At 67.1% G+C, this 23,958-nt stretch carries 25 protein-coding genes; 5 read left to right on the forward strand and 20 right to left on the reverse strand.

The features are described 5' to 3' along the window. Positions 1-4: 4 nt before the first annotated feature. The 9 genes from AC0662_RS00315 to AC0662_RS00355 all read right to left on the reverse strand — a co-directional run bounded on the left by AC0662_RS00315 (position 5) and on the right by AC0662_RS00355 (position 7,337). A complete protein-coding gene (locus AC0662_RS00315; protein WP_478297470.1) occupies positions 5-961 on the reverse strand; it encodes a carbohydrate ABC transporter permease in 957 nt (318 codons plus the stop codon). After that, on the reverse strand, positions 961-2,238 hold the full coding sequence (locus AC0662_RS00320) for an ABC transporter substrate-binding protein (RefSeq protein ID WP_478297472.1): 1,278 nt from the start codon (positions 2,236-2,238) through the stop codon (positions 961-963). The genes AC0662_RS00315 and AC0662_RS00320 overlap by 1 nt, the downstream gene beginning before the upstream one ends. A gap of 344 nt (positions 2,239-2,582) precedes the next feature. Further along, complete coding sequence (locus AC0662_RS00325; protein WP_478297474.1) at positions 2,583-2,924, reverse strand: DUF2200 domain-containing protein; 342 nt, start codon at positions 2,922-2,924, stop codon at positions 2,583-2,585. A gap of 40 nt (positions 2,925-2,964) precedes the next feature. Then, on the reverse strand, positions 2,965-3,990 hold the full coding sequence (locus tag AC0662_RS00330; RefSeq protein ID WP_478297476.1) for a caspase family protein: 1,026 nt from the start codon (positions 3,988-3,990) through the stop codon (positions 2,965-2,967). Continuing rightward, positions 3,980-4,324: an effector-associated constant component EACC1 gene (locus AC0662_RS00335; protein WP_452203170.1), complete on the reverse strand. Its 345-nt coding sequence runs from the start codon at positions 4,322-4,324 to the stop codon at positions 3,980-3,982. The genes AC0662_RS00330 and AC0662_RS00335 overlap by 11 nt, the downstream gene beginning before the upstream one ends. Positions 4,325-4,353: 29 nt before the next feature. Continuing rightward, a complete protein-coding gene (locus AC0662_RS00340; RefSeq protein ID WP_478297479.1) occupies positions 4,354-4,968 on the reverse strand; it encodes a L,D-transpeptidase family protein in 615 nt (204 codons plus the stop codon). 236 nt (positions 4,969-5,204) lie between these two features. Further along, positions 5,205-5,777: a GNAT family N-acetyltransferase gene (locus tag AC0662_RS00345; RefSeq protein WP_478297481.1), complete on the reverse strand. Its 573-nt coding sequence runs from the start codon at positions 5,775-5,777 to the stop codon at positions 5,205-5,207. A gap of 242 nt (positions 5,778-6,019) precedes the next feature. Then, positions 6,020-6,406 carry a hypothetical protein gene (locus AC0662_RS00350; RefSeq protein WP_478297483.1) on the reverse strand — a complete coding sequence of 129 codons (387 nt, stop codon included), beginning with the start codon at positions 6,404-6,406 and terminating at the stop codon, positions 6,020-6,022. Positions 6,407-6,446: 40 nt separating this feature from the next. After that, positions 6,447-7,337, reverse strand: a complete 891-nt coding sequence (locus AC0662_RS00355) for an SEC-C metal-binding domain-containing protein (RefSeq protein ID WP_478297485.1) — start codon at positions 7,335-7,337, stop codon at positions 6,447-6,449. Between the two features lie 357 nt (positions 7,338-7,694). On the opposite strand from AC0662_RS00355, the gene AC0662_RS00360 reads away from it, so the two are divergent. Next, positions 7,695-8,582 carry a LysR family transcriptional regulator gene (locus tag AC0662_RS00360; RefSeq protein WP_478297487.1) on the forward strand — a complete coding sequence of 296 codons (888 nt, stop codon included), beginning with the start codon at positions 7,695-7,697 and terminating at the stop codon, positions 8,580-8,582. A gap of 177 nt (positions 8,583-8,759) precedes the next feature. Here the strand turns inward: AC0662_RS00360 and AC0662_RS00365 are convergent, their stop codons facing one another. The 7 genes from AC0662_RS00365 to AC0662_RS00395 form a co-directional block, all read right to left on the reverse strand. Then, on the reverse strand, positions 8,760-9,737 hold the full coding sequence (locus AC0662_RS00365) for an aldo/keto reductase (RefSeq protein ID WP_478297489.1): 978 nt from the start codon (positions 9,735-9,737) through the stop codon (positions 8,760-8,762). A 97-nt stretch (positions 9,738-9,834) separates the two neighbouring features. Beyond that, entirely contained in the window at positions 9,835-12,933 is a 3,099-nt protein-coding gene (locus AC0662_RS00370; RefSeq protein ID WP_478297491.1) for a DEAD/DEAH box helicase, read from the reverse strand. 93 nt (positions 12,934-13,026) lie between these two features. Then, entirely contained in the window at positions 13,027-13,587 is a 561-nt protein-coding gene (locus tag AC0662_RS00375) for a hypothetical protein (RefSeq protein WP_478297493.1), read from the reverse strand. A 32-nt stretch (positions 13,588-13,619) separates the two neighbouring features. Continuing rightward, entirely contained in the window at positions 13,620-13,979 is a 360-nt protein-coding gene (locus tag AC0662_RS00380; protein WP_478297495.1) for a hypothetical protein, read from the reverse strand. Positions 13,980-14,074: 95 nt separating this feature from the next. Next, a complete protein-coding gene (locus AC0662_RS00385; RefSeq protein WP_478297497.1) occupies positions 14,075-14,422 on the reverse strand; it encodes a hypothetical protein in 348 nt (115 codons plus the stop codon). Positions 14,423-14,482: 60 nt separating this feature from the next. After that, positions 14,483-14,848 (reverse strand): hypothetical protein, encoded by a 366-nt coding sequence (locus AC0662_RS00390; RefSeq protein WP_452203160.1) that lies wholly within the window; start codon positions 14,846-14,848, stop codon positions 14,483-14,485. A 158-nt stretch (positions 14,849-15,006) separates the two neighbouring features. Continuing rightward, entirely contained in the window at positions 15,007-16,137 is a 1,131-nt protein-coding gene (locus AC0662_RS00395; protein WP_478297499.1) for an epoxide hydrolase family protein, read from the reverse strand. Between the two features lie 55 nt (positions 16,138-16,192). On the opposite strand from AC0662_RS00395, the gene AC0662_RS00400 reads away from it, so the two are divergent. Then, positions 16,193-17,203 carry a helix-turn-helix transcriptional regulator gene (locus AC0662_RS00400; protein ID WP_478297501.1) on the forward strand — a complete coding sequence of 337 codons (1,011 nt, stop codon included), beginning with the start codon at positions 16,193-16,195 and terminating at the stop codon, positions 17,201-17,203. A gap of 85 nt (positions 17,204-17,288) precedes the next feature. Here AC0662_RS00400 and AC0662_RS00405 read toward each other — a convergent pair whose 3' ends face one another. Further along, positions 17,289-17,951, reverse strand: coding sequence for a response regulator (locus AC0662_RS00405; RefSeq protein WP_478297503.1), 663 nt, complete (start codon positions 17,949-17,951; stop codon positions 17,289-17,291). After that, complete coding sequence (locus AC0662_RS00410) at positions 17,948-19,900, reverse strand: sensor histidine kinase (protein ID WP_478297505.1); 1,953 nt, start codon at positions 19,898-19,900, stop codon at positions 17,948-17,950. Before AC0662_RS00410 ends, AC0662_RS00405 begins: the two co-directional genes overlap by 4 nt. A gap of 155 nt (positions 19,901-20,055) precedes the next feature. On the opposite strand from AC0662_RS00410, the gene AC0662_RS00415 reads away from it, so the two are divergent. Further along, complete coding sequence (locus AC0662_RS00415) at positions 20,056-20,409, forward strand: hypothetical protein (protein WP_478297507.1); 354 nt, start codon at positions 20,056-20,058, stop codon at positions 20,407-20,409. Next, a complete protein-coding gene (locus AC0662_RS00420) occupies positions 20,406-21,116 on the forward strand; it encodes a hypothetical protein (protein ID WP_478297509.1) in 711 nt (236 codons plus the stop codon). The genes AC0662_RS00415 and AC0662_RS00420 overlap by 4 nt, the downstream gene beginning before the upstream one ends. Before the next feature lie 108 nt (positions 21,117-21,224). On the opposite strand, the gene AC0662_RS00425 is transcribed toward AC0662_RS00420, so the two are convergent. After that, positions 21,225-22,163: a DMT family transporter gene (locus AC0662_RS00425; RefSeq protein ID WP_478297511.1), complete on the reverse strand. Its 939-nt coding sequence runs from the start codon at positions 22,161-22,163 to the stop codon at positions 21,225-21,227. Between the two features lie 78 nt (positions 22,164-22,241). Here AC0662_RS00425 and AC0662_RS00430 point away from each other — a divergent pair, with 78 nt between their 5' ends. Beyond that, positions 22,242-23,156: a LysR family transcriptional regulator gene (locus tag AC0662_RS00430; protein WP_452203152.1), complete on the forward strand. Its 915-nt coding sequence runs from the start codon at positions 22,242-22,244 to the stop codon at positions 23,154-23,156. Here the strand turns inward: AC0662_RS00430 and AC0662_RS00435 are convergent. Continuing rightward, positions 23,131-23,928 carry a hydroxypyruvate isomerase family protein gene (locus tag AC0662_RS00435; protein ID WP_452203151.1) on the reverse strand — a complete coding sequence of 266 codons (798 nt, stop codon included), beginning with the start codon at positions 23,926-23,928 and terminating at the stop codon, positions 23,131-23,133. The genes AC0662_RS00430 and AC0662_RS00435 overlap by 26 nt on opposite strands. Positions 23,929-23,958 lie beyond the last annotated feature (30 nt).

Raw genomic sequence — 23,958 nt, forward strand, 5'->3', positions numbered from 1 at the left:
TCTCCTAGTCGCTCGGTCTGCCGAAGCCGAGGATCCTGCCCTGCAGCAGCGTGACGACGGCGATGATCGCGGCGAGGATCAGTGATCCGGCGCTGCCGAGGCCGAAGTTCTGCTGGCTGCCGAGCGCGAGGTGGTAGAGGTAGACCAGCGGCGGGCGCGCGTACTCGACGGCGCCGAGCAGGTTGTAGAACTCGTCGAAGGCCTGGTACGCCGCGATCAGGCACAACAACAGCACCGAGATCGAGGTCGGGCGCAGCAGCGGCAGCGTGATGTGCCGGAAGACCTGCCAGCCCGGCTTCGCCCCGTCGACGAACGCCGCCTCGTACAGCTCGGGATTGATGTTCTGCAAGGCGGCCAGGAAGAGGATCATGTAGAACCCTGCCTGCAGCCACAGCCGTGCGGTCACGATGACGAGCCAGTACCACGGTGGATCGAGCGACGCGAGCCAACTGACGGGCTCCACACCGATCCAGCCGAGCAGGGTGTTCGCCATCCCGAACCGGACGCCGTTGAAGATCGACAACTTCCAGATCAGCGAGGCGACGACGTACGAGCAGGCCGTCGGCAGGAAGAACACCGACCGGAAGAACGCGCGCGCCAACCGCACCCGGTTGACCAGCACCGCCAGGAAGAGCGACATCACGAACGTGGTCGGCACGATCAACAGTGCGAACGCGCTGAACGTGAGCAATGACGAGACGAAGGCCTCGTCGCTGAGCATCGTGACGTAGTTGCCCAGGCCCACGAACTTGGTCGGCGTCACGGTGCCTTGCGCGTCGAAGAAGCTGAGGAACGCACTCCAGCCGATCGGGAAGTAGACGAAGACGGCCAGGCCGAGCAGGAACGGTCCGACGAACAGCCAGAACGACCGGCGTTGCCCGTGGATCGCCCGCGGCTTGCGGGCTGCCGACGTGCGCAGGCGACCGATGCGGGGGACGGTCGCGGCGGTCCGCTCGGACATCAGCCGAAGATCTTGTCGAGCTCGGTGGTGATCTTCTTGACCGCTCCGGCGAGTTCGGCCTCGGGATCAGCACCCTTGCCGAGCACGCGCGTCACCGCGTCCTTCAGCGCGGTGTCCATCGCCGGCGTCCAGTTCGGGTCGCCCGGTACGCCGTACTGCGTGTTCAGCGACACCGACTCGGCAGCGGCTCCGGACTGCAGCTTCGCGGCCTTCGCGGCCAGGCTCTTGCGGGGCGGGATGTGGAACCCGTAGCTCAGGCACCAGTCCTCCTGAAGATCGGTCTTCTCCACCCACAGCCACTTCGTGAAGGCCTTGGCCGCGTCGACGTTCTTGGACTTCGCGCTCACGAACGCGGACCAGCCGCCGGAGATGACAGCCGGCTTGCCACCGGCCGCGGCGGGGAACGGGAACGCCCCGATCTCGTCCTCGCCGAGCGCGGCCGACATGCCCGGCACGGCCCACATGCCGATCCACTGCATCGCGCACAGGTTCTGGTTGAGCGCCGAGGGGTCCCACCAGTCGGTCGGCGCGCCGAGCAGCAGACTCTTGTCGGTGGCGAGCTTGCGGAGCTCGACCAGCACCTCGGCGACCTTCGCCGAGTCGAACCCGACCTTGTGTTCCGGGGTCAGGAGCCGTCCGCCGGTCGCGAAGATCGCGGCCGGGTACAGGCCGCCGCCGGTGTTGTTGGCGTCGTTGCCGGCGAAGAGTCCCTTCACCGACGCGTCGGACAGTTCCTTGGCGGCCGCCACGAAGTCCGAGATGGTCTCCGGCGGCTTGATGCCCTTCTTCTCGAACAGGCTCTTGCGGTAGTAGAGCATCTGCGGGTCGTTGATCATCGGGATCGAGTACAGCTTCCCGTCGATCGAGTTCGCCGCGAGGTCACCCGGGGCGAAGTCGTCCTTGACGTCGGCGATCAGGTCGTCGAGCGGCACGACCTGCCCGGAACTGACGAGCGAGCGCTCGAGGTGGCCCTCGAATGCGTCCGGTCCGTTGCCCGACGACAGTCCGCTGGAGAGCTTGGCCGGGTAGTCACCAGGGATCCACTGCAGCTGAACGGTCGCGCCGGTGTACTCGGCCGCGTACTTCTTCGCCGCCTCCTGCGTGCCCTTCTCGCCGTACTGGTGGTACCACTGGCTGAGCGAGGCCTTGGCCGTACTGCCGCCGGTGGTGGCACCGGCTCCCTTGTTGGAACCGCAGGCGCCCAGCACTCCTGCGGCGGCCAGTCCGAGCGCCCCGCCCAGAACGGCGCGGCGGGAGACAAAGGCAGGCGGGGTCATTGTTACCTCCTGAGGGCAGGCGCGCGTCGACTCGGTGCGCCGGAGCAAGTGAGAGCCGCGTAGAAATGTTTACGTGAACAGAAGCGGCGGGACGATTAGAGCGTGCGGTCGGCGCGGAGTCAAGAGGTCAGCCTCGAAGAGCTCGAAGGCCGTCCTGTGCGGCGTGCATCCCCTTCTTTGCAAGGGGTCCTGGCATTTCAGCTCGAGTTGGGGCGCGGCAGATCCGGTCCTGACAACGCTGTCGTCTTGACGGCGGAGCCACAGTGGCGCCATGATCCGTGACGACCGAACTGTTTGCGTAAACGCGGCTGGGTGTGGAATAGGCGCGCAGGATTACGGGGTGCCTATGGGCGGAGGATCTTGTCCATGGGTTTGCCCTTGGCCAGTTCGTCGACCAGCTTGTCCAGGTACCGGATCTGCTGCATGAGGGGATCATCGATGTTCTCGACCCGCACGCCGCAGACCACTCCCGTGATGGCCACCGCACGCGGATTGAGCTGCGCGTCGGCAAAGAAGTCCTCGAACGTCGTCTCCGCGGCGAGATGCCCCTTCAATGCAGGCGCGTCGAACCCGGTCAGCCACTCGATCACCCGATCGAGCTCAGCCTGCGTGCGCCCCTTCTTCTCGACCTTCGTCAAGTACAACGGATACACAGAGGCAAGACTGACACTGAAGATACGACTCATCCACCCACGGTAATACGCCGCCGGCCGATGATGGCTGACCTTAGCTCGACGACAGCCGCCGAGCGGCCTGAAGAGTCTTGTGTGCGTTTTCGAGAAGTGCCTGGCGGCCGGCGAGTTCCTTCTCCAGGGCGGTGACCCTGGTATGGTCGCCGGCGATACGGGCCTTGTGCAGGTTGGCCTCGGCGTCGTCCACGGCCTCTTGGAGCTGCACGGTGAGCGCGACGGCGCGCTCTATCAGCTTCGCCGGAGGGGCTTGCTGGGCGTTGGTGATGCTTCGCATGGGTTGCGACGGGACAGCCGTGGTCGTCGTACGTCGACCTGCCGCGTTCACGGTGAAGCGATATAGGTCTGCCGTGTCGGTGCCGCGTCGTTCAGGTGCTGGTAGGCCTCGGGCCCGGAGGCGTGTCCGCAACTCAGGGTAGATGTCGGAGAAGGTGAGCCATTCGGGCTTGCCAGGAATCCCGCCACGGACAAGATCGCGGAGTTCGGCGGTGAAGGACGTGCAGGCGCTCTGCTGCTCGTGCGGGGGCGGTACATGCGCGGTGGCGGTGCTCCTTGCCGCGGTGAGAACGTACGAACCGCGGATATCGGCGAGGTCGGCCAGGCCCTGGCCGCCGTCTCCTGCGAGAGCTTCGATGGCCCGGCCGGCGAAGCAGCAGTCCAGAACGGCGACGCGCACCTGCGCGGGGGAGCTGAGGAAAGCGTGCCGGACGGTGTCCCATCTCAGCCCGCTGATGTTGGCGTGTGCCGGGTGGGTCGAGCTCACCGTCAGGCAGAGTTCCCCGCGCTCGGTGACCTTGCCGTGGCCCACGTAGTACAGCAGGAAGACCCCTGTGGTCGCCTCGGCGAGCTCGATCAGCTTGATGCCGAGGTCGGAGGCTGACCGCGGGTTGGAGATGACCGTGAGCTGATCCCGGGTCCAGCCGCACAGCGCCGGATCCAGGACCAGTTCCTCCATGGCCTCCAGGCTGTTGCGGGCTGCGCGGATCGGCGTGAACTCGGCGTGGTCGTAGTCCGAGACACCGATCAGCACCGCGCGAGAGCCGTCCGGTCGATCAGCTCGCATCGCCCGACCGAAGGATCTCTTCGAGGAGCGGCTTGACGTCGTCCACGGTCTCGAGCTCGAGTGTGACCGATCGTCCCGCGGTCACGACGGTGATCTTCGCGGTCGTACGACGGGTCTTCAGCCAGGTCGTCAGCGACGCGACCAGGGCGGTTCCGGCGCCGCCCGCGCCGAGCATGACGGTCAACAGCTCCGGTACCGAACCCAGCTCGGTCTCACCGATCGGTGCGGTCACAACCCGGACGCGCCCGCGAAACTCGTCCTCCTCGCGCAGCCAGTCGTACAGCGCCGGCAGATCGTCCGTGCTTCCGTCCGCGATGCGAATCTGTGCGTCCATACCCACCGTTCCTTGTCGGCTGCTGGGCTCTAGAAGTCGCCGTAGATCTGGACCTTGGTGCCGATGGGGGTGTCGGCGTAGATCTGGTGGATTTCTGGGCGCATGACGCGGACGCAGCGGTGGCTGGCGGGGTACGGCTTGATCAGGGAGTTGACGCGGGAGCCGTGCAGCGCGATACCGGGGCGGTCCTTGAGGAAGTAGATGGAGTCGTACATGTACGCGTCGTCGTACAGGCTGCTCTCGTGCGCGCCGGCCCACTTGCGCCAGACCTTGCCGGTGCGGTTGGGGGTGTCGTATCCGGGCGCGCCGGTGGAGATCCAGACGATCCGCTTGTAGGAGTTGCCAACGATTTGGTACAGGATCTGGCAGGTCTTGTTGACGTACAGGCCGGGGGAGCGGGTCGGCGTCGGGCGCTTGGTTGCGTTCAGCACCGAGTACGCGTCGGTCAGCGTCAGCCCGCCGCGGCTGACCGGCAGCCCGTTGGTCTCGCGCCACGCGCAGAGCGCCTGCTTGGCGCGCGCGGTGATGTCACCGTCGATGTCGCCGACCGGGTAGCCGAGCTTGTCGAGCTGCCGTTCGACGCGCAGGGCGTAGTACGCCGGCTTCTGCTTCACCTTGGGCTTCGCGGTGGGCGTCGGCTTCACCGTGGGGGTCGCGGATGGTGTTGCGGTCGGTTTGGCGGACGACGTACTCGTGGAAGCTGGTGTGTTCGAAGGGCTCGTCTCGCTCGCGGCCACATCGGAACATCCAGCCAGAACCAACGACAGTACGACGGCACCGGCAACCAGACCTCGTCGACGCGACACGGGCGGACCCCTCTCCCTCGGCTTCCTCACTGTCGCAGGAACACGCCTGGTGAGCGCGCAGCGACCCGCCGAGACTAGTCCGCGAGAGGTTCCCGGATCGCCTCCTGATCGGATCCCGTCACCGAACCGTTGCCGAGCGCGGGTTCAGGGTCGTCCCGCAACCTGCTGTAGAGATACCCGTCCCGCATCCGGCCGCCGCGGAACTCGCACCCGCGGATGACCGCCTCGAACCGGAAACCCGCCTTCTCCAAGGCCTTCTGCTCCGCGACGTTCTCCGGATGCGTCGCCGCCTGGACCCGGTAGACCGGCGTGTGCTCGAACAGGTACGCCGTCAGCAGCGCCTGCGCCCGCCACCCGATCCCGCGCCCGCGGTACTCCGGCAGCAGCGCGATCCCGATCTCCCAGTACTTCGTCCGCCCGTCGAACGACCCCGACCGCCAGCTCACGAACCCCGCGGTCTCGGCCCCGGACCGGACGATCAACCGCCCGTCCTCCGCCCCGAGGAACCCGTCCTCGACGTACCTCCGGGCCGGCTTCTGCGCGTCCCGGAACCCGTTCCAGTCCAGCCCGATCAGTCCAGGCTCCACCGCGAACCGCTGGAACAACGGCACATCGTCCGCACCGACAGGCCTCAACACAACATCCATGACTGCCAGACTAAGGACCCGAAGTACCACCTTCGGCTCGGTGGCCCGCGCCACCGAGCCACCGCAGCACGGGTCTGTTGCCGACAACAACCAGCTCGCTGGGTCGGCCGCGAATCAGCGAGCGGCCAACGATATCTGGGAACGCGCGGGCGTCGTACCTCAACTCTTGCGATCCCCAGGTCTTAGGGCTCCGGGTCTTAGGGCTCCGGGTCTTTCGAGCCCGGGTCTCAGGGCTCCGGGTCTCAGAGGCCGAGGTCGCGGAGGAACTCGGGCTTGTACGCCTGCATCACGACGTACCGCGGGTCCGGGACCTCCATGTTCGCGTTCTTCGCCGCGTCACTGTCCGCGTCGTGCGGGCCGACCGGCTCGCTCGGGTCGGCCCACTCCTGCTCGGCCGCGTTCCACCGGGTGATCGTGTACGTCGCCTCGAGGTGGTCGTGCGCGACCAGGTCCATGGCGGTCCGCTCGGCCTCCTGCGCGTCGTCGAGCGTGTGCGTGTACATCAACATCCGGTTCCCGTCCCGGGTCACCGTCACCTGACCCCCGAGCCGCTTCTGCGCGTCGTCGTCCAGATCCAATGCGCGCAACCGCTCCCAGAACGTCAACCCGTGCTCCTCTTTCCCAAGCACGACCTCAACCCGAAACTCCTCATCCGCCATGCACGACACCCTACCCACCGCGAGCCGCCGCAGGTACGAAGGCAGGACCGGCCGGCGGCAACGGTCCGCCGCAGCAGTTCTTGTACTTGACACGAGATCCGCACCAGCACGCTTGATTACGCTGTGGGGGCCACTCGACCCGCCTACCGTCATCCAGGTGATCGTGACGGATCGTGACGTTTCGCAGGCACTCGAGCAGGCCTACATACGTCCACGTCGCAATCGTCGCCCGATGGCCCTGGGCGCGCAGCACCTGCTCGACCCGGCGGCAGTACAGGTTCGCATCCTCGCCGATCAACAGCCCGCGCCACGGCACCGACTCGTCGAACTCGCTGCGGTCCCAGACCTGGATCCGGCCCTCGTTCACTGCCGGCGTGCGCAGGAGGTCACGCAGTTCGGCAGCCCTCTCCCGCTCCTCCTCTTCCCCCGCCGGCACGAGCAGATCGATACCGTCGAACGGCAACCGCAGTTTCCACTTCACCCGCCGCCTGCCACTCAGCAGATCCCGGACTCGGTGCGTATCGATCACGTCCGCGGCAGTCATGCGGTCGGCCACGAGCTCGTACCACCGAAGAGCCTCGTCGAACTCCCCGCGTACTTCATGGATCTCGGCAGCACGGCCCCAAGCGAAGCTGTAGATGCTCCCGCCGGCCATCACCGCCTCGAACTCGTCCCGGGCTTCTTTGTCGCGGCCTTCGTCGAACAGGAAGTCGGCATAGTCCACCCGAGCCTCGTCGGCGGGTGGACCGCATTCGCTGATCAGCTGCTGCCAGATTGCTACCGCCCGCTCAGGCCGTCGGGCCCGCACGTGCTCGTCGGCGATGATGAGTAGGTAGTCGGTACGGCCAAGGCCGTCATCTGTCCGGTGATTGCGGAGTTCGTCCGCCAGGGGATCGTCCATGCCCTGGAACGTATTCGGATCACCCCTCCCATCGGACGCCTTCTTCAAGCCTGTGGAAAACCGACCCCGCGACCGACTGTCCGGATTGGGGGGAGCGCTCCGGACACGCCACACTCACCAACCCGCCCGGCGCCCCTGTCGCCCGGCACTGCTGAGCGTGCCTGCGCGGCGTGAGGTCGGCTTGATGGGTGACACAGGTCCGGTTCTGCAGGCCATCACAATCCCGGTACGGCGGCGTCGGCCCGCGTGGCCCGTGGCCGCCCAGGTGATTGTGATGGCCTGCAGGTACGCCGGGGTGGATCGACAACATGCGGGACAGGTGAATCGATTTCTTTCGATCGACTACAGTTCTGAGTCATGGAGCTGAGGCACTTGGAACACTTCGTGGCGGTGGCCGAGCAGAAGCACTTCACCCGGGCCGCCGAGGCGATGTCGATCTCGCAGTCCGGCTTGTCCGCCTCGATCCGCGCGCTCGAACGTGAGCTGCGGGCCTCGCTGTTCGTCCGCAATACCCGCAGCGTGGAGCTGACCGAGGCCGGACGGGCGTTGCTGTGCGAGGGACGTCGTACCCTCGCCGCCGCCGAAGCCGCCAAGGACGCCGTCGCCGCGGTCCAAGGGCTGCTCCGTGGGCACCTGACCGTGGGGTTGGAGCAGTGCCTCGGCGTGGTCGACGTACCGGCGTTGCTCGCGAAGTTCCGGTCCGCGTACCCCGGGGTCGAGATCGAGGTCCGGCAGGGCGGCTCCACGCCGATGCTCGACGAGCTGGCGTCCGGGCGGCTGGACGTCGCGTTCGTCGCCACCGATGGCAGCCCTGTCGACGGTCTAGACCTGCGGCCGCTGTCCCGCGAGTCGATGGTTCTCGTCTGCGCCCCCGACCACCGGCTCGCCAAGGCGTCCGGCGTGAGCCTCGACGACCTAGCCGGCGAGTCCTTCGTCGACTTCGACCCGACCTGGGGCGCCCGCGCGATCTCGGACCGCGCCTTCGCCACCGGCGGCGTCGCGCATCCCGTCACGATCGAGGTCAACGACGTCCACACGTTGCTCGCCCTCGTCGCCCACGACCTCGGCGTCGCCCTGGTCCCCGAACGCATCGCCGCCAAGCACGGCGACCACGTCACCATCACCCTGGCCCCCGGCGCCGCCTCCGACTGGCAGGTATCGGTAGCCGTCCCCACAGGCCCCGCCGCGTCCCTCGCCGCCGACGCCCTCATCGGCATGCTCCCCACCTCCGCCGGCCACCACTAAACAGCCGACCGCCGCACTGCTGCGACGGCCGGCTGCCTCGGGTCCTTCGCCCGACGTCCGCGCCCTGCGACGGTCGGCTGCCTCGGCGATTTGCCGCCGCTCGGGACCCGCGACGGCCGACTGCCTCTTGTCCTCCGCGACGCCCGACGCCTTTGGGCGATCGGCTGGCCGGAGGTCCTACCAGGCGTAGTCCTCGGGGGCGGTCTTGTAGCCCGGGAAGATCTCGTCGAGGCGGGCGAGGGCTTTGTCGTCGAGCTTGATCTCGACCGCGCGAACGGCCGACTCGAGCTGCTCCATCGTCCGCGGCCCGACGATCGGGCCGGTCACGGCAGGCTGGTGCAGCAGCCACGCGAGCGCCAGCTCACCCGGCTCGTGCCCGAGCTCGTCCGCGAACGCCTCGTACTGCTCGATCTGCGGCCGCAGCTCCTCCAGGGTCTCCTTCGAGCGGCCTTCCAGCCGGCGTACCCCTTCGTTCTCCTTCCGGATCACGCCACCCAGCAGCCCACCGTGCAGCGGCGACCACGGGATCACACCGAGCCCGTACGCCTCGGCCGCCGGCAGCACCTCACGCTCGATGTCGCGCTGGATCAGGTTGTACAGCGACTGCTCGCTCACCAGACCCACGTAGTTCCGCCGCGCCGCAGCCTCCTGCGCCTGCGCGATGTGCCATCCCGCGAAGTTGCTCGACCCGGCGTACAGCACCTTCCCCTGCTGTACGGCGACCTCCATCGCCTGCCAGATCTCTTCCCACGGCGTGAACCGGTCGATGTGGTGGAACTGGTACAGGTCCACATAGTCCGTCTGCAGCCGCTTGAGCGACGCGTCCAGCGCCTTGCGAATGTTCAGCGCCGACAGCCGCCCCGTGTTCGGCCAGCTCCCGTCACCCATGTCGCCGTACACCTTGGTCGCCAGCACCGTCTTCTCCCGGTTCTGCGCGTCCTTGGCGAACCACTCACCGATGATCTCCTCGGTCCGCCCCGGGTAGATCGCCCGCCCGTACCCGTTCGCGGTGTCGAAGAAGTTGATCCCCTCCGCATGCGCCCGATCCATGATCGCGTGCGCATCCCCCACCTCGGTCAGAGGCCCAAAGTTCATGGTCCCCAAAACAATCCGACTAACCTTAAGTCCAGTCCGCCCAAGCTGAGTAAAGTCCATGCGTCCCACCCTCCCTCGCCCCCGCTGATCCTTCCAACAGAAGATTCCGCTTGGTCCGATCACTCAGACTTCTGAGTCCTCCAGGCGACGTCACTCATCAAGCGACGACCGACGCGGCCTGGAAGACGTCCGCCGGCATGGGGTGCCTCAGCGTCCACGTGATGGCAATCGGCCGATCGCCGGTGTGGCTGGTGTAGCTAGCGGGACCGAGGAAGAGGTACGCCGACGTTCCAACGTCGTCCTGGTTGTGCTGGCGAGCAAAGATGAAGATTTCGCTGCCGCGAGCGCGGTGATTGAGATACCGCTGACCGGTGGGAGAGCTGACGGCGATTCGGCTCTGGGTCTCCCAGTGGAAGAGTGTCGGGCTGATCGCGTAGTCCCGGTACATGGTCGTCGGCGAGAACTCCGCCTCATTCTTCACGACGGTCACCAGGAACGCGTCAGCGTCGTTGACCTGTGAATGAAGAACGCCAGCGTTGAAGGTGCTGGGCTTGCTCCCTCCCAGACGCACGTAGTCGAGCGCGGAGAGAATCTCCTCCCGCTGGTAGCGAGCGTGGACCCGAAGGGGCAACGCACCGAGGCGGCCCTCGAGTTGCACTGCTAGGTGCCGGGCGTTCCTCATCGCAAGAGCAGTGACCTCGAGTAGTTCGTCTCGGACAGCCGGCTCTCGACGGAGAGCTTCGAGTCCATCGGCATACGAGGTGAAGCCGCCGGCGTTAGGCCAGAGCGAGTAGAAGAGCATCCGTGCGTACGCCTGATCCGCCTCCGACAGATCGTCGTACGACGGCCCGTCGTCCTGGAGCAGACGTTGGTACGCCGCGGATCGATCGTGATCGTCGACGTGCGCCAGCGCCTTCACGCGGCGCAGCAGTGCAGACTCCTGGTCGGAGCCATCGCGCGTCGGGAGGCCGGCGAGGCGTCGCAACTCGGTCCAACTGTGGTTGTTGCGATAGATATCGCCGAGTTCGACTCCGGCTTCGTCGAGGAACGTGGGCAGGGTCTGCTCGCCGTGCGCTCTCAGGTCGCTCACCATGTCACGCCACCGTCCGGCGATCTGGCTGCGCAGATTCGACAGAACGATCTCTTGGGCGTACTTGTCGAGAACGATCTGGCTACCTGACGGAAGGTGCGGAAAGCCCTTCTCTACCTGACGTTCTAAGCCCTTTCGGGTGTCGCCAGTGATCGCCCGGAAGCGCAAGTCGAAGCGGAATTCCTTCCGCTGATGGCCAACGAAGTCAAGGGCTGTCAGCACGGGCTTCCCTTCCGCCTGACGGAGACCGCGCCCAAGTTGCTGGAGGAAGACCGTCGGGCTTTCGGTGGGGCGGAGGAAGAGGACGGTGTTCACCGCTGGAATATCGAGTCCCTCATTAAACAGATCCGCCGCAAACAAGGCGTTGACCCGCAGATTACGCAAGTCCGCCAGCGCCGCCGCTCGCTCATGAGAACTAGTTTGGCCAGAGACCGCACGAGCCGGGATCCCTGCCTGAGTGAAGACTCTGGCCATGTACTCGGCGTGAGCAACGGAGACGCAGAAGCCCAAGGCCCTCATCGTGCTGAGGTCTGTGAGCTTATCGCGCACCTCTCGCAGCACGATCGCTGCACGCGCGTCGTTACCTGTGTACAGGTTCTCGAGTTGATGTTCGTCGTACCGTCCGCGGGTCCATTGCAATTGCTCGAGGTGCGTGTCGTCGGCGATGCCAAAGTAGTGAAACGGGCACAAGAGATCGGCAGCGAGGGCATCCCAGAGCCGCAGTTCAACTGCCGTTCGACCACCGAAGTAGCGCTTGATGTCAAGACCATCGGTACGTTCTGGCGTCGCTGTCAGGCCGAGCAGTTCACGAGGCTGCAGGTGCTCGAGTATTCGCTGGTACGTGGGCGCAGACGCGTGGTGGAACTCGTCGACGACGACCACATCGAAATGTTCTGGTGGGATCGACGCAATGTCGTACTTGTTGAGAGCCTGGACGGACGCGAAGACGTGGTCCCAGCGCTCCGGTCGGGCTCCAGCGAAGTACTCTTCGCCGAAGTTCGCCTCTGCGAGGACCTCCCGATAGGTGCGCAGCGATTGCTGCAGGATCTCGCCTCGATGCGCGACGAACAGCAAAGACGGTGCCTGCTCACCTCGGGCTGTGGCGGCGTTGTGCAGCCGGCGGTAGTCGAGCGCAGCAACGACCGTCTTACCAGTTCCGGTCGCGGCGACCACGAGGTTGCGATGCCGGTCGTGGACCTCGCGCTCAACCGCGATCTCTTCGAGCATCTCAGCCTGATAGGGACGCGGGCGGACTTCGAGACCGGCGAGCGAGACGCTGACGTTTCCGGACGTCCGGTGGCCGTGCAGCGCCAGTGCATCATCGAGCCGATCGCGGTCTCTGACAGGGTCGTACGACTCGAAGGTTGCGTCATTCCAATACGTGTCGAACGTTGCACGGAACTTGTCGAGCAAGCTGGGGGTGGCAATGCGTGAGAGACGCACGTTCCACTCGATGCCATCCAACAGGGCAGCCTGGGACAGGTTCGACGAGCCGACGTACGCCGTATCGAACTCCGAGTCGCGACGGAAGAGCCACGCCTTGGCATGCAGACGCGTGCGGAGGGCGTCGTACTGAATCTTGACCTCGGCACCGAAGTCATTGACGAGTCGATCCAACGCCGCGCGGTCGGTGGCGCCAAGGTACGTTGTGGTGATCACTCGGAATGGTGCCGCTCGCTGCCTCAATCGGCGCAGTTCCGGTTCGAGCACGCGCAAGCCGTACCACTTGACGAAGGCGCAGATCAGGTCGACTTCGTCCGAGGTGTCGATCTCGGTACGTAGCTCGGGTCCAAGCGATGGCTCACCAATCGAGTTGGTCAGTAGCGCAGCCTCGGACAGCGGTGTGCTCGGCCGGACATTCCCATAGCCCACCACGCCTGGAGCCGGAGGCATGCGAAGGGAGTGCAATTGCCTGGGTAACTCATCCGGCAGCATGTCTTCCTGCGCCGTCAATTGCCGAAGTAGGTCATTAACGACCGTCACGCGCTGCGCCGGATCGCTAGTTCCGCTGAGGACACGAAGTACCGCATCGCGAACATGCCGCGCAAGAACCTCCGGTTGATCAGCTTGATCAACCTTATGCAGCAGCGGCTCCAGTTCGCCTGGTTGCCCAACCACCTCCAACAACCTGTTCGTCACCAGCGCGTCGTAGATCCCCGGCTTCATGCACTTATCACCCTCTCCCGGATGAGCCTGCCAGACTCGACCGACAAAAGCCGGTTGAAGGTGTGCCGTAGGCAGAATTCGGTGCCACTCTCGTCAGAGTCCTCTGCCGCCGGTACTTCGGTCGGATGGCCCAGTTCGGCGCTGATGGGCACTTGGCTTCGTTGGTACTGCGCCTGACGCTGGTGCGACCCCGGATGCTGCGGCGAGGGCGGTGCGGAGGTCGTGGGGCAGTGTCATGCGCAGTGGTGCTGGGGGTGCGGTGTACGTGACTGGTCTGAAGTCGCGGAGACGGACGCCTCGGTCGCGGCCGAGGCGGGTGGCGGCCACGTCAAAAGGGCGGTCGTTCTTGCGCGGTTCGAAGGCGATGATCTGTCGGTACGGCGGCCCACCGTCCTCGGCCTCGAACTCGCGGTAGATCAGACGGTGCGACGGACCGAGTTCACGGTCGCCACGGGACTCGGGGATGACTGCGAGCTTGATCTCGGCGCAGTCGCGGAGATCGTGGGCGGCGATGCCTAGGCGCTTACCGGAGAAGTGCTCCTCTTGGCCGTTGGCCAGAGCTCGGAGACCGCGATCGAGCATCTGGTACTCGCGGTCACGTAAGCCGCCCGGCTGGGCCGCGGCAGCACGGCGTAGCTCGGCAAGTTGTCGCATCACCTCCTCACGGACGAGGAGGCGGTACTGCGTCATTGCGGTTTCGGCAGGTCGGAGTCGTCGACAGGCTTGCTGAGGTCGATCCCAAATTCGGCGGCCACGTCGGCGTCGAACTGAATCGATGGCGCCGGGTTCTGCAGGCGGTCACGTGCAACGTCGTACGTGGCGTCGAAGCCGTCCTCGTCGGTAGCGAGCGCATCCAGGCGTCGCCAGAGCTCGAAGGGAATCATCACGCCTTCCGGCTGACCAGCATCACCGAAGAACAGCGGCTCTGTGTTGCCGGCGCGGAAGCGCTCCAGCATCTCGGGCAGGAGTCCGGCCGCGGTGGCCGTCTTGATCACCCAAACACGATCGCCCTCGGGAAGAAGGTACGGCGTTTCTTCGGAGTCCATCGTGATCCTTCCGATGTAGGAGTACTCCTCATCAGAATAGAAGGATCGGCTAAGACTCTGCGCTGACTTATCCACAGGGCCACAGCCGCGCAGTACTAGCGCCTTGGCGGTTCGCTGTCGCTGTCGAGGTTCCAGCCGAACTCCGCGGCGAGCTCGTCGGCGGAAACGTAGTCCGCGGTGCGGTTCGTTGCCAGGCGCCGCCTAGTGACCTCGCGAATCTCCCTGGTCCGCTCGGCGTCCTCGGCGATCTCCTCGAGGTGCTCCCACCGGTCGAAGGGGACGACCACGCCTTCTGGCTGACCGTCGTCGCCGAAGATCAACGGCTCGGCCTGTCCTGCACGGAACCGTTGCAGCATGCGCGGAAGGTTGTGCGCCGCGGTCCCGGTGTCGATGACGTTGACCCGATCTCCGTTGGCGCGGTCCTGTGGCGTCTGCGTGGACATCCGAACTCCTTCGCCGGCTACCGGCCGCAGCCTAGACGAGTGCGGCATTGTCCACAGACCTCACTCTCGGGGACGTGGTTTGAAGTCGGAGTCGTCGATGGGCTCGTTCAGATCCCAGCCGAGTTCGGCGGCGACTTCTTCGATGGGGACCGAGCGGCCGGCGGGGTTCTTCAGACGGTGGCGGACAACGGAGTAGCTCGAGTCGAAGCCTTCTTCGTCGATGGCGGTCTCGGTGAGAGCTCGCCAGACTTCGAACGGGACGATTGCGGCTTCGGGCTGGCCGGCCGCGCCGAAGAACACTGGCTCGGCGCTGCCGGAGCGGAACAGGTTGAGGACACCGGCGAGATTCTTCGACGTTTCGGAGGCGGAGATGACCCAGACTGTGGTCCCGTCCGGCAGCAGGTACTGCGTTTCCTCGGGGTCCATCTACGAGATCCTTCCGACGGGGGAGCGATCCCGACAGACTATGACCCGCGTGTTACCAGTGAGCCGAACTGTCCACAGGGCTGCTGCTCGGACGTGTGCCGGCCCGGCTCGCGTTTGGCGAGCCGGGCCGTGGGCGATCGGTGGTGCTGTGAGGATTGTCAGAGAGAGTGGAAGAAGGTGCGGAGGTCCGCGGTGACCTCTTCGGGGCGTTCGAGGGCGGCGAAGTGGCCGCCGTCTTTGAAGGTGGACCAGTGGACGATCTGGGTGTTGTCTCGGTCGGCTAGGGGGCGGATTGTTTTGAAGTCGTCGGCGAAGACGGCTACGCCGGTTCGGGCGTGATTCTGTTGGGGATCGGCGCCCGAGTTGGCTTCTTCGTGGTGGTAGCGGCCGGCGGTGGCTGAGGTGTTGGTTAGCCAGTAGAGGGTGACTTCGGTGAGGATCTGGTCGCGGGTGACGAGGCTGGTGCCGTTGCCGAAGTTGTTGAAGAGTTCGTTCCAGGCGAGTTGCCCGACGGGGGAGTCGGAGATGCCGACGGCAACGGTTTGGGGGCGGGTGGCGTTGATCGCGTTGTAGCCGCCGACCGACTGGAACCACTTCAGGTGCTCGAGTGCCGCGTAGTCCTCCGGCGTGAACTTCTCGAACTCGGACGGGTCGCCCGACGGGAAGGAGAAGAGCTGCAGGACGTGCAGTCCGAGGAAATCGGGAGGGTTGAGTACGCCGAGTTCGCGCGCGATCATCGCGCCGGCGTCGGAGCCGTGGGCGCCGTACGAGTCGTAGCCGAGGCGGCGCATCAGGGTGTCGAAGGTGCGGGCGACGCGGGCCATCGTCCAGCCGCGGTCGACGAGCGGGGTGCTGAACCCGAAGCCGGGGATCGACGGTACGACGACCGAGAACGCGTCCTCGGCGGATCCGCCGTGCGCGACCGGGTCGGTGAGCGGGCCGATCATGTCGAGGAAGTCGACGAACGAACCGGGGTACGTGTGGGTCAGCAGCAGCGGGGTCGCGCCCTCGACGGCGGACGGCACGTGGATGAAGTGCACGGTCTGGCCGTCGATCTCGGTGAGGTAGTGCGGGAAGGAGTTCATCCGCGCTTCCTGGGCTCGCCAGTCGAAGCCGTTCTGCCAGTGGTCGACCATCTCGCGGAGGTAGTGGTTCGGCGTCCCGAGGTCCCAGTTGTCGCCGGGGGCCGGCTCGGGGAGCCGCGTGCGTGCGAGGCGGGTGTTCAGGTCGTCCAGGTCGGCCTGGTCGATCGTGACGGTGAAGGGCCGGATGTTCTCGTTCGTGTTCATAGCTTCAGCGTAGGATCCATATAGGAACATTAGATTCCTAAACAAAGGACTGATTGTGCTCGAGACTTCGCAGCGGTTGTTGGCCCTGCTCGCGCTGCTCCAGACGCGCCCGGCGTGGACCGGTGCGGAGTTGGCCGAGCGGCTCGAGGTCACGACGCGGACGGTCCGCAACGACATCGATCGGCTCCGTGAACTCGGGTACCCGGTCGACGCCACCCGCGGCCCGGCCGGGCACTACCAGCTGGGCGTCGGCGCGAAGCTCCCGCCGCTGCTGCTCGACGACGAGGAGGCGGTCGCCGTCGCGATCGGTCTACGGGCCGGCGTCGGCGTCGCCGGTATAGCGGAGAGCAGTGCGCGGGCGCTGACCAAGCTCGAGCAGGTGCTCCCGCATCGCCTCCAGCGGCAGGTCAACGCGATCAACAAGGCGATGGAGAAGGGCCCGGAGAACACTGGCTCAAATGTGGAGGCGCCCGAGATCCCGTCCGGGGTCCTCGCGACGATCGCGGCGTGTATCCGCGACGAGCACTTCCTGAGGTTCGAGTACGTCGTACCGGAAGGCGTCTCGCTGCGGAGTGCGGGATCAGGTGTCGCGGGGGACCTGCCGCTCCTGGTCGAGCCGTACCGGTTGGTGAGCTGGCACGGGTACTGGCATCTGGTGGCGCGTGACGAGCAGGCGGTCTGGCGGACGTACCGCGTCGACTGGATGTCGTTGCGGATGGCAACGGGCCGCCGGTATCAGCCGAGGCCGATGACCGACGGCAACTACACCGACTTCGTACTGCGGGACGTCGCAACGACCGGGTGGAAGGTGCACGCGCGCATCACCGTGCACGCGCCCGCGCGGGAGGTGCTGTCGCGGATCCACGCCGCCGTCGGCATCGTCGAATCGGTCGACGACAACACCTGCATCCTCGTCACCGGCGCCGACTCGCTGGAGATCATCGCCGTGTACATCGGCATGCTCGGCCTCGACTTCCATCTCGACGGCCCTCCCGAGCTCATCACCCATCTGGAGACGGTCGGTACCCGGTACCTGCACGCGATCTCCGGACCGAAGAACGGGTAGAGGTCGGCAGATCCGCAGCTGTGGCGAAGGGGCCAGGCGGGAGGGGGCGGCGTTGTGCGCACTACTACCCGTTCTTCGGTACAGGTCAGGAGTGGTCGCCGAGGCCGGCGTTGCGGGCCTGGACGATGGCGGTGGCGCGGTCGGCGGTGCCGAGTTTGGTGAAGATGGTGGAGACGTTGTTGGCGACGGTCTTCGGTGCGAGTTCGAGCCGGGTCGCGATCGCGGTGTTGGACAGGCCGGCGGCGATCAGGTCGAGGATCTGCCGTTCGCGGGTGGTGAGCTGGGGGAACGGTTCGGCGGCCGGTGGCGGTGCGGAGAAGAAGGTGAGGACGCGGCGGGCGACGCCGGGGCCGAAGATCGCCTCGCCGGCGGCGACCGCCTGGATCGCCCGGGCGATCTCTTCCTGTTCCGCGCCTTTGACCAGGTACCCGCGAGCCCCGGCCCGCATCGCCGCGAAGACCGAGTCGTCGTCCTCGAACATGGTGAGGACGAGTACGGCGACCTCGGGGGCGGAGCGCGCCAGTTCGCGAGTGGCCGCGAAGCCGTCGAGGTCGGGCATCTGCAGGTCGAGGACGGCGACGTCCGGCCGGGTGGTGACAACCTCGCGGACAGCTTCGCGACCGTTGGACGCGACGCCGACGACCTCGATGCCGGGCAGGGAGGTGAGCAGGGCTTCCAGACCCGCTCGGACGACCGGGTGATCATCGGCCAGCACGACGCGGATCGGAGCCTCGCTGCTGGTGGTCATGATGGGCCGGTCGCGGCGAGCGGGAAGCGGGCCCGGACCAGACCGCCGTGCGGGGTCGGGCCGGCTTCGAACTTGCCACCGAGTTCGGCCGCGCGTTCGTGCATGGCCTGGAGGCCGACGCCGGGACGCCACGCGCCGTTCGGCGGGCCGTCGTCGGTCACCTCGATCTCCAGCTCGGCGCTACAACGCACCGCCAGTACGGCGGAGGTCGCGCGCGAGTGCCGTACCACGTTCGTGAGCGCCTCGGTCGCGATCCGGTAGGCGGCGACCTCGAGAGCGGCCGGAAGGGTAGGCAATCCGTTGGCCGAGACCGCGACGTGGATCGTGGCGCCGTCAGCGCGGAACGACAATTGGTCCGCGCGCTGCCGCAGGGCGCCGAGCAGGCCGAGTTCGTCCAGCGCGGGTGGGCGGAGGTCGTCGACGAGGCGGCGTACGTCGGCGATCGCGACCCGGGTGTCGGTGCGCAACCGGGCGAGCAGCTCGACTGCTCGCGGAGCGTCGGTCCTGACCAGATTGGCCGCCGCGTCCGCGGAGAACGCGACGCCGGTGAGGGTGGGGCCGAGCCCGTCGTGCAGATCACGCCGCAATCGCCGCCGCTCCTCCTCGCGCGCCGAGACCAGTTTCTCCCGCGACGACTGCAGCTCGGCCGACAACCGGGTCGCGTGCACGGCCACCGCCAGCGGTACGGCGACCAGCCCGAGCACGTTCCGGTCCGCCGACGACAACCCGGAGTCACCCGACCGCACGCCCACCTCGAGCGCTCCGACAACCTCCCCGCCGTACGCAAGCTCGAGTGGCACCACCCGTCCAGGCGTCCCATCGGCAGCGATCACCTGCCCGTCGACCGTCAACGCCGCGTACGGCAGCCGCAGCGCGGACCGGACCGCCGCCACGACGCCGGGCAGGCCCGCGGAAAGCTGTTCGCCGACCCGTGACGCCACCCGCGCCGGGTCGTTCCGATCGCCGTACAACGCCCGATCGACGAGTTGTTGAAGCCGCGGGAGCACCGGCGCGATGATCAACGCGAGGGCCACCGTCACTACCGCGGACCTGCCGACCTGCGATGCGATCAGCGAACCGAGCAGTCCGGCCAGCGCGGCGTAGATGCCGATGGCAACCAGTGACAGCAGCGCCCACGTCAGTGCGCGGGACACCACCAGCCGGATGTCGAGCAGTTGGTAGCGGACGATGGCGATGGCGACCGAGATCGGGATCAACGGGATCGCCAGCAGCACGAGGATCGGCGTACCGGCGACGAAGGCCCACGGGGTGACGAACAGGATCGCGATGACGGAGGCCAGGAGCAACCACAGGAGTTGCCGGCGGCCCGTCTCGTCGGCGCGCCGGTACCTGATCCCCAGACAGCCGACGGCGAGCAGGATCGCTGCCAGGTTGCGCACCTCGGCGATCGTCCACAGCGGCTGCAGGGAGTCGTACGACGGGATGCTCAGGTAGCCGCGCGGAAGACCGGGTGACACTGTGTCGCCACTGCCGACCATCTCCAGCACGAACAGCGGCGCGGTCACGACGATGCCGAGCGCTGCCCACCGCCAGCGCGGCGACAACAGCCGACCGGTGGGGAAGAGGAGGAGCGCCAGCGGCAGGAAAAGGCCGATGGACCACGGCCACGCCCCCATCGAGAGGGTGACGAACACTCGTTGCGCCACACCACCGTGGGCGAGGGCGTCGGCGAACGGGGTGGTGGCGTGGCCGATCCCGTCGGCGAGGAAGAGCCAGCCGATCGGGTTGGCCGGTCGGTGCCAGGCGATGACCGCGCCACAGATCCCGAACGTGAGGCCCATCAGACCGTTGGTCAGCAGGAACGAATCCACCAGCTGATGCCAGCTGGCGTCGATGGTGATGGCGTGGACGACCGCGACCGCCAGCTCGGCGATCAGCAGGCCGGCGAGCAGGACGACGAGAACGCGCCGGTTCGCGGAGGTCGTCATAGCCGCAGTGTGCGCCCGAATGGTTCCCGGTGTCTCGGGATCGGGTTCCCGGGCCGGCCGGGGAACCGCCTGGTCCGCTGGGATCGCACGCCCAGGTGGGTACGACGGCCCGCGGGTGACGGTTGTCGCACAACCGGAACAAGGGGGTACAGGAAATGTCTGGAAGGAATCGCTTCGGCCTGGTGCTGCTCGGGCTGCTCGCGCTCACCGATCTGGCCACGCCGCTGCTGACGGACGGCGATCACCCGCCGATGAGCGTCGCGATCGGAACGTCGGTGATCGGGCTGATCAGCCTGGTACTGGTCGTGTTCGCGTGGCGTGGGAGGCGATGGGCACTCGCGCCGTTGATCACGCTGCGACTGGCGTCGGCGCTGCTCGCCGTACCGGCCTTCTTCGCGTCCGACGTACCGACAGCGGCGGTCGCGGCCGCCGGGGTCGGGGTAGCGGCGACGGTGCTCGGCGTGATCGCCGTACTGCTTCCCAGTCGTGAACCGGTCGGTGCCCGATGACGACGCCGGCGACAACACAGGCGCAGGCGAGCAGCCGGAGCACACCGCGTGCCGACATCCGGCCGGCGTGGCGGTGGACGGCAGCGTTGATCCTGCCGATCGGCCCGGCCGCGGTCGCCCTGCTGCGGTTCCTGTTGCCGTACGACACGGTGGACGACACACCGACGATCACCCAGAAGATCGTCGGACACCTGGATCGCAGCTCGCTGGTCATCTGGCTTGCGTATGTCGCATTCCTGACGCTCGTGCCGGCTGTCTACTTCGTCGGCCGCCTGACGCGGCGCCGGGTGCCCTGGTTGACCGCGGTTGCGATGCTGCTCGTCGTACCCGGGTATCTGTCGTTGCCGTGGACGGCGTCGAGCGATCTGTTCACGTGGTCGGCGGGGAAGGCCGGTCTGGATGCGGCCACGATCACCGGGGCAGCCGAGGTCACGCACGGCTCGATGAACCTGGCCGGCGTCGTGTTCGTGGTCGGTCACGTGCTCGGCACGATCCTGCTGGGGATCGCGATGTGGCGCTCCCGGGTCGGCGGACGGTGGGCCGCGCTGGCGGTGATCGTCTCGCAGCCGATCCATTTCGTGGCCGCGATCGTGGTCAGCAGTCACACGCTGGACCTGATTGGCTGGGGGCTGCAGGCGGTGGGGTTCGCTGCGGTGGGGTGGGCGATCCTGCGGATGTCCAACGACGAATGGCAGCCGCTGCCGTAACCGTTCGGGGGATGCGCTCGAGCAGTTGGCGCCGGCCGCGAATCTGAACGCGATCGCCGGACCGAAGGACGGGTAGTAGTCGCCAGAATCGCCGATCCGGGGATGCGGTCAGGCGGGGGAGTGCGGCGCCGCCTCCACCACTACCCGTTCTTCGGTACGAAGGACCGCCATCTCGGGAGCAACCGGCGCCGGTCGGCGAGCGGGCCACTGGACGATCAGTACTGCGGACAGGACCAGCGCGGCGCCGAGCCACTGCAGCGCGGTCAGGTGCTCGCGGAACACCAGCGCCGCCGCACCGACGGTCACGACTGGCTCGAAGATCGACAGGATCGACGCCACGGACGGCCCGACGCGAGCCATCCCGGCGAAGAAGAAGACGATCGCGGCGACCGTGCTCACCAGCGCGACCAACACCAGCCACAACCACCCCACCGGCGCGAAGTGGAAGTCGGCGCCGCCGCGCACGAACCCGAGGACGACGTACGTCCCGAACGCGCCTGTGCAGACCAGCGCCGTCAGCGCCAGCGGCGGTACCTCGCCGCCGATCGAGTCGCCGACCAGGATGTAGCAGGTGTAGACGATTGGTGCGCCCAACGCCAGGAGGATGCCGACCCAGTCGAAGTGCGCGGACATCGCCCCGCTGAGCACCAGCGCGATTCCAACGAGCGCGGTCACCAGCGCGCCGATCCGCCGACGCGACGCCGGCTCCCGGCGCAGCGCGATCGCGCCGACCATCACCAGGACCGGGTACAGGTAAAGAATCAGTGCGACCAGCGAGGCGTCGATGCGGGCCAGCGCGGAGAAGTACAGACCGGATTGGGCGGCGTATCCGAAGACGCCCATGCCGAGTCCGGTCAGGACCGCTCGGCGGGGCAGGTTGCGGAGTGCGCCGCGGGCGAGCGCGATGACGAGCATCAGTGCGCCGGCGAGGCCGAAGCGGACCAGGAGCAAGGCGTCCACGGACACGCCCGCGTCGTACGCGAGCTTGCCGAACACGGCCATGACCCCGAAGGTGGCGGCGGAAAGAAGGCAGAAGAGGCGTCCCACGGCATCGATGGTCAGGGCCGGAGACTGTTCACGTCCATCACGGCTTCACGCACAGCATCGTGAAGCTAAGCTGAACGAATGATGGATCTGCATCGGCTGCGCCTCCTGCGTGAGGTGCACGGCCGCGGCACCGTGCACGGCGCGGCCCGAGCCCTCGGGTACTCGCCGAGCGCCATCTCCCAGCAACTGGCCGTCCTGGAGCGTGAAGCGGGTACGCCGTTGCTCGAGCGGATCGGCCGCAACGTGCGGTTGACCGCGGCCGGGGAGGTCCTGGTCCGGCACGCCACGGCGCTGCTGGAGGGTCTCGAAGCGGCCGAGGCCGAGGTGGCGGCAGTCGCCGCGGGCCGGGTCGCCGGCGTGGTCCGGATCGCGTCGTTCCAGTCGGCCTTCATTCGCGTTGTCGCGCCGGCGATCCGCAGCCTCGCGGCGACGTACCCCGAGATCCGGGTCGAGGCGTCGGAGCTCGAGGTCGAGCAGGCCGCGCCGGCGCTGCGGTTGCAGCAGCTCGACGTGATGGTCGGCGACGAGTACGACGGTCAGCCGCGCGCCGTCCACGCCGACCTGCTCCGTGAGCACGTTTTGCGCGAGGAGATCCGCGTCGCTCTCCCCGAGGACCACCCCGAGGCCGCGGCCGACAAGGTCCCGATCGCGAACCTGTCCGGGATGGCGTGGGCCGCCTGCCAGCCGGGCACGGGGCATCGCGAGATGCACGTCCGCGTTTGCCGTGAGCTCGGCGGCTTCGAGCCCGATGTCCGCTACAGCTCGGACGACTTCCTCATCCTGCTCGAGCTCGTCCGTACGACGGGCGCCGGCGCACTGCTTCCGGATCTGGTGCTCGCCAACGGTGCGCCAGGTGTCGCCGTACGACGACCCGCCGAAGGCAGCGTGGGACGGGAGGTCTTCCTCCTCACCCGCCGGGCGCGAACTCCTGCAGTAGAAGCGGTTGCGAACGCGCTGAGCGACGCGGCTAGTCGAGCCAAGCCAGGCTTGTGAGAGTGTCCGTGGTCGGCTTGTACTCGCAGGCGGCGACGCCCTGGTAGCCGGCGGCCTTGAGGGCGTCGAGCGTCGCGTCGATCGGTAGTGATCCGGATCCCGGTTCGCCGCGGCCCGGGCTGTCGGCAAGCTGGACATGCGCGACCGGAACCGACGCCGCCGTGGCGAGCAGATCCACACCGTTGCTGCCGAGGTGGAAGGTGTCGAACAGCAGCGAGAGGTTCTCGACGTCATGCAACGGGCCGTTGAGCAACCGCAGTACGTCGTCCGCGGTGAGCAACGGATAGCGGCCGTTCAGCCCTTCCGTGAGCGGCTCGATCAGCACCGTGCCGTTGATCGCGGCAACTGCTGACGCGGCCGAGCGCACCGCGACTTCGGCGGTCTTTGCCTGCTCCTCGGGCGACCAGCGATCGTCGAGTTGGCCGTAGAGCAGGTTGAAAAGCCGGCATCCGGTCTGCTCGGCGATCGCGACGATCGCGCGGGTGTTCGCGGTGAGTTGGTCCTGCCGGTCGGGGTGCGACGCGACTCCGCGCTCGCCGGCGGGGATGTCGCCGCCGTAGAAGTTGAGCGCTCCGAGCGAGACCCCGCCATCGGCGACGGCCCGGACGAACGACGAGATCTCGGCCGTCGACGGATCGGGGACGGCGAACGGCCACCACGACTCCACCACCCGGAACCCGGCCTCCGCCGCGGCGGCGAACCGCTCCGGGTAGGGCAGCTCGGTGAAGAGCATCGACACGTTCGCACTCAGCTCGTGGCCGCGGTACTCCATGAAAGAAGACTAACAGCAGCTCTTGCCAGT

This window comes from Kribbella sp. NPDC043289, from assembly GCF_056436705.1.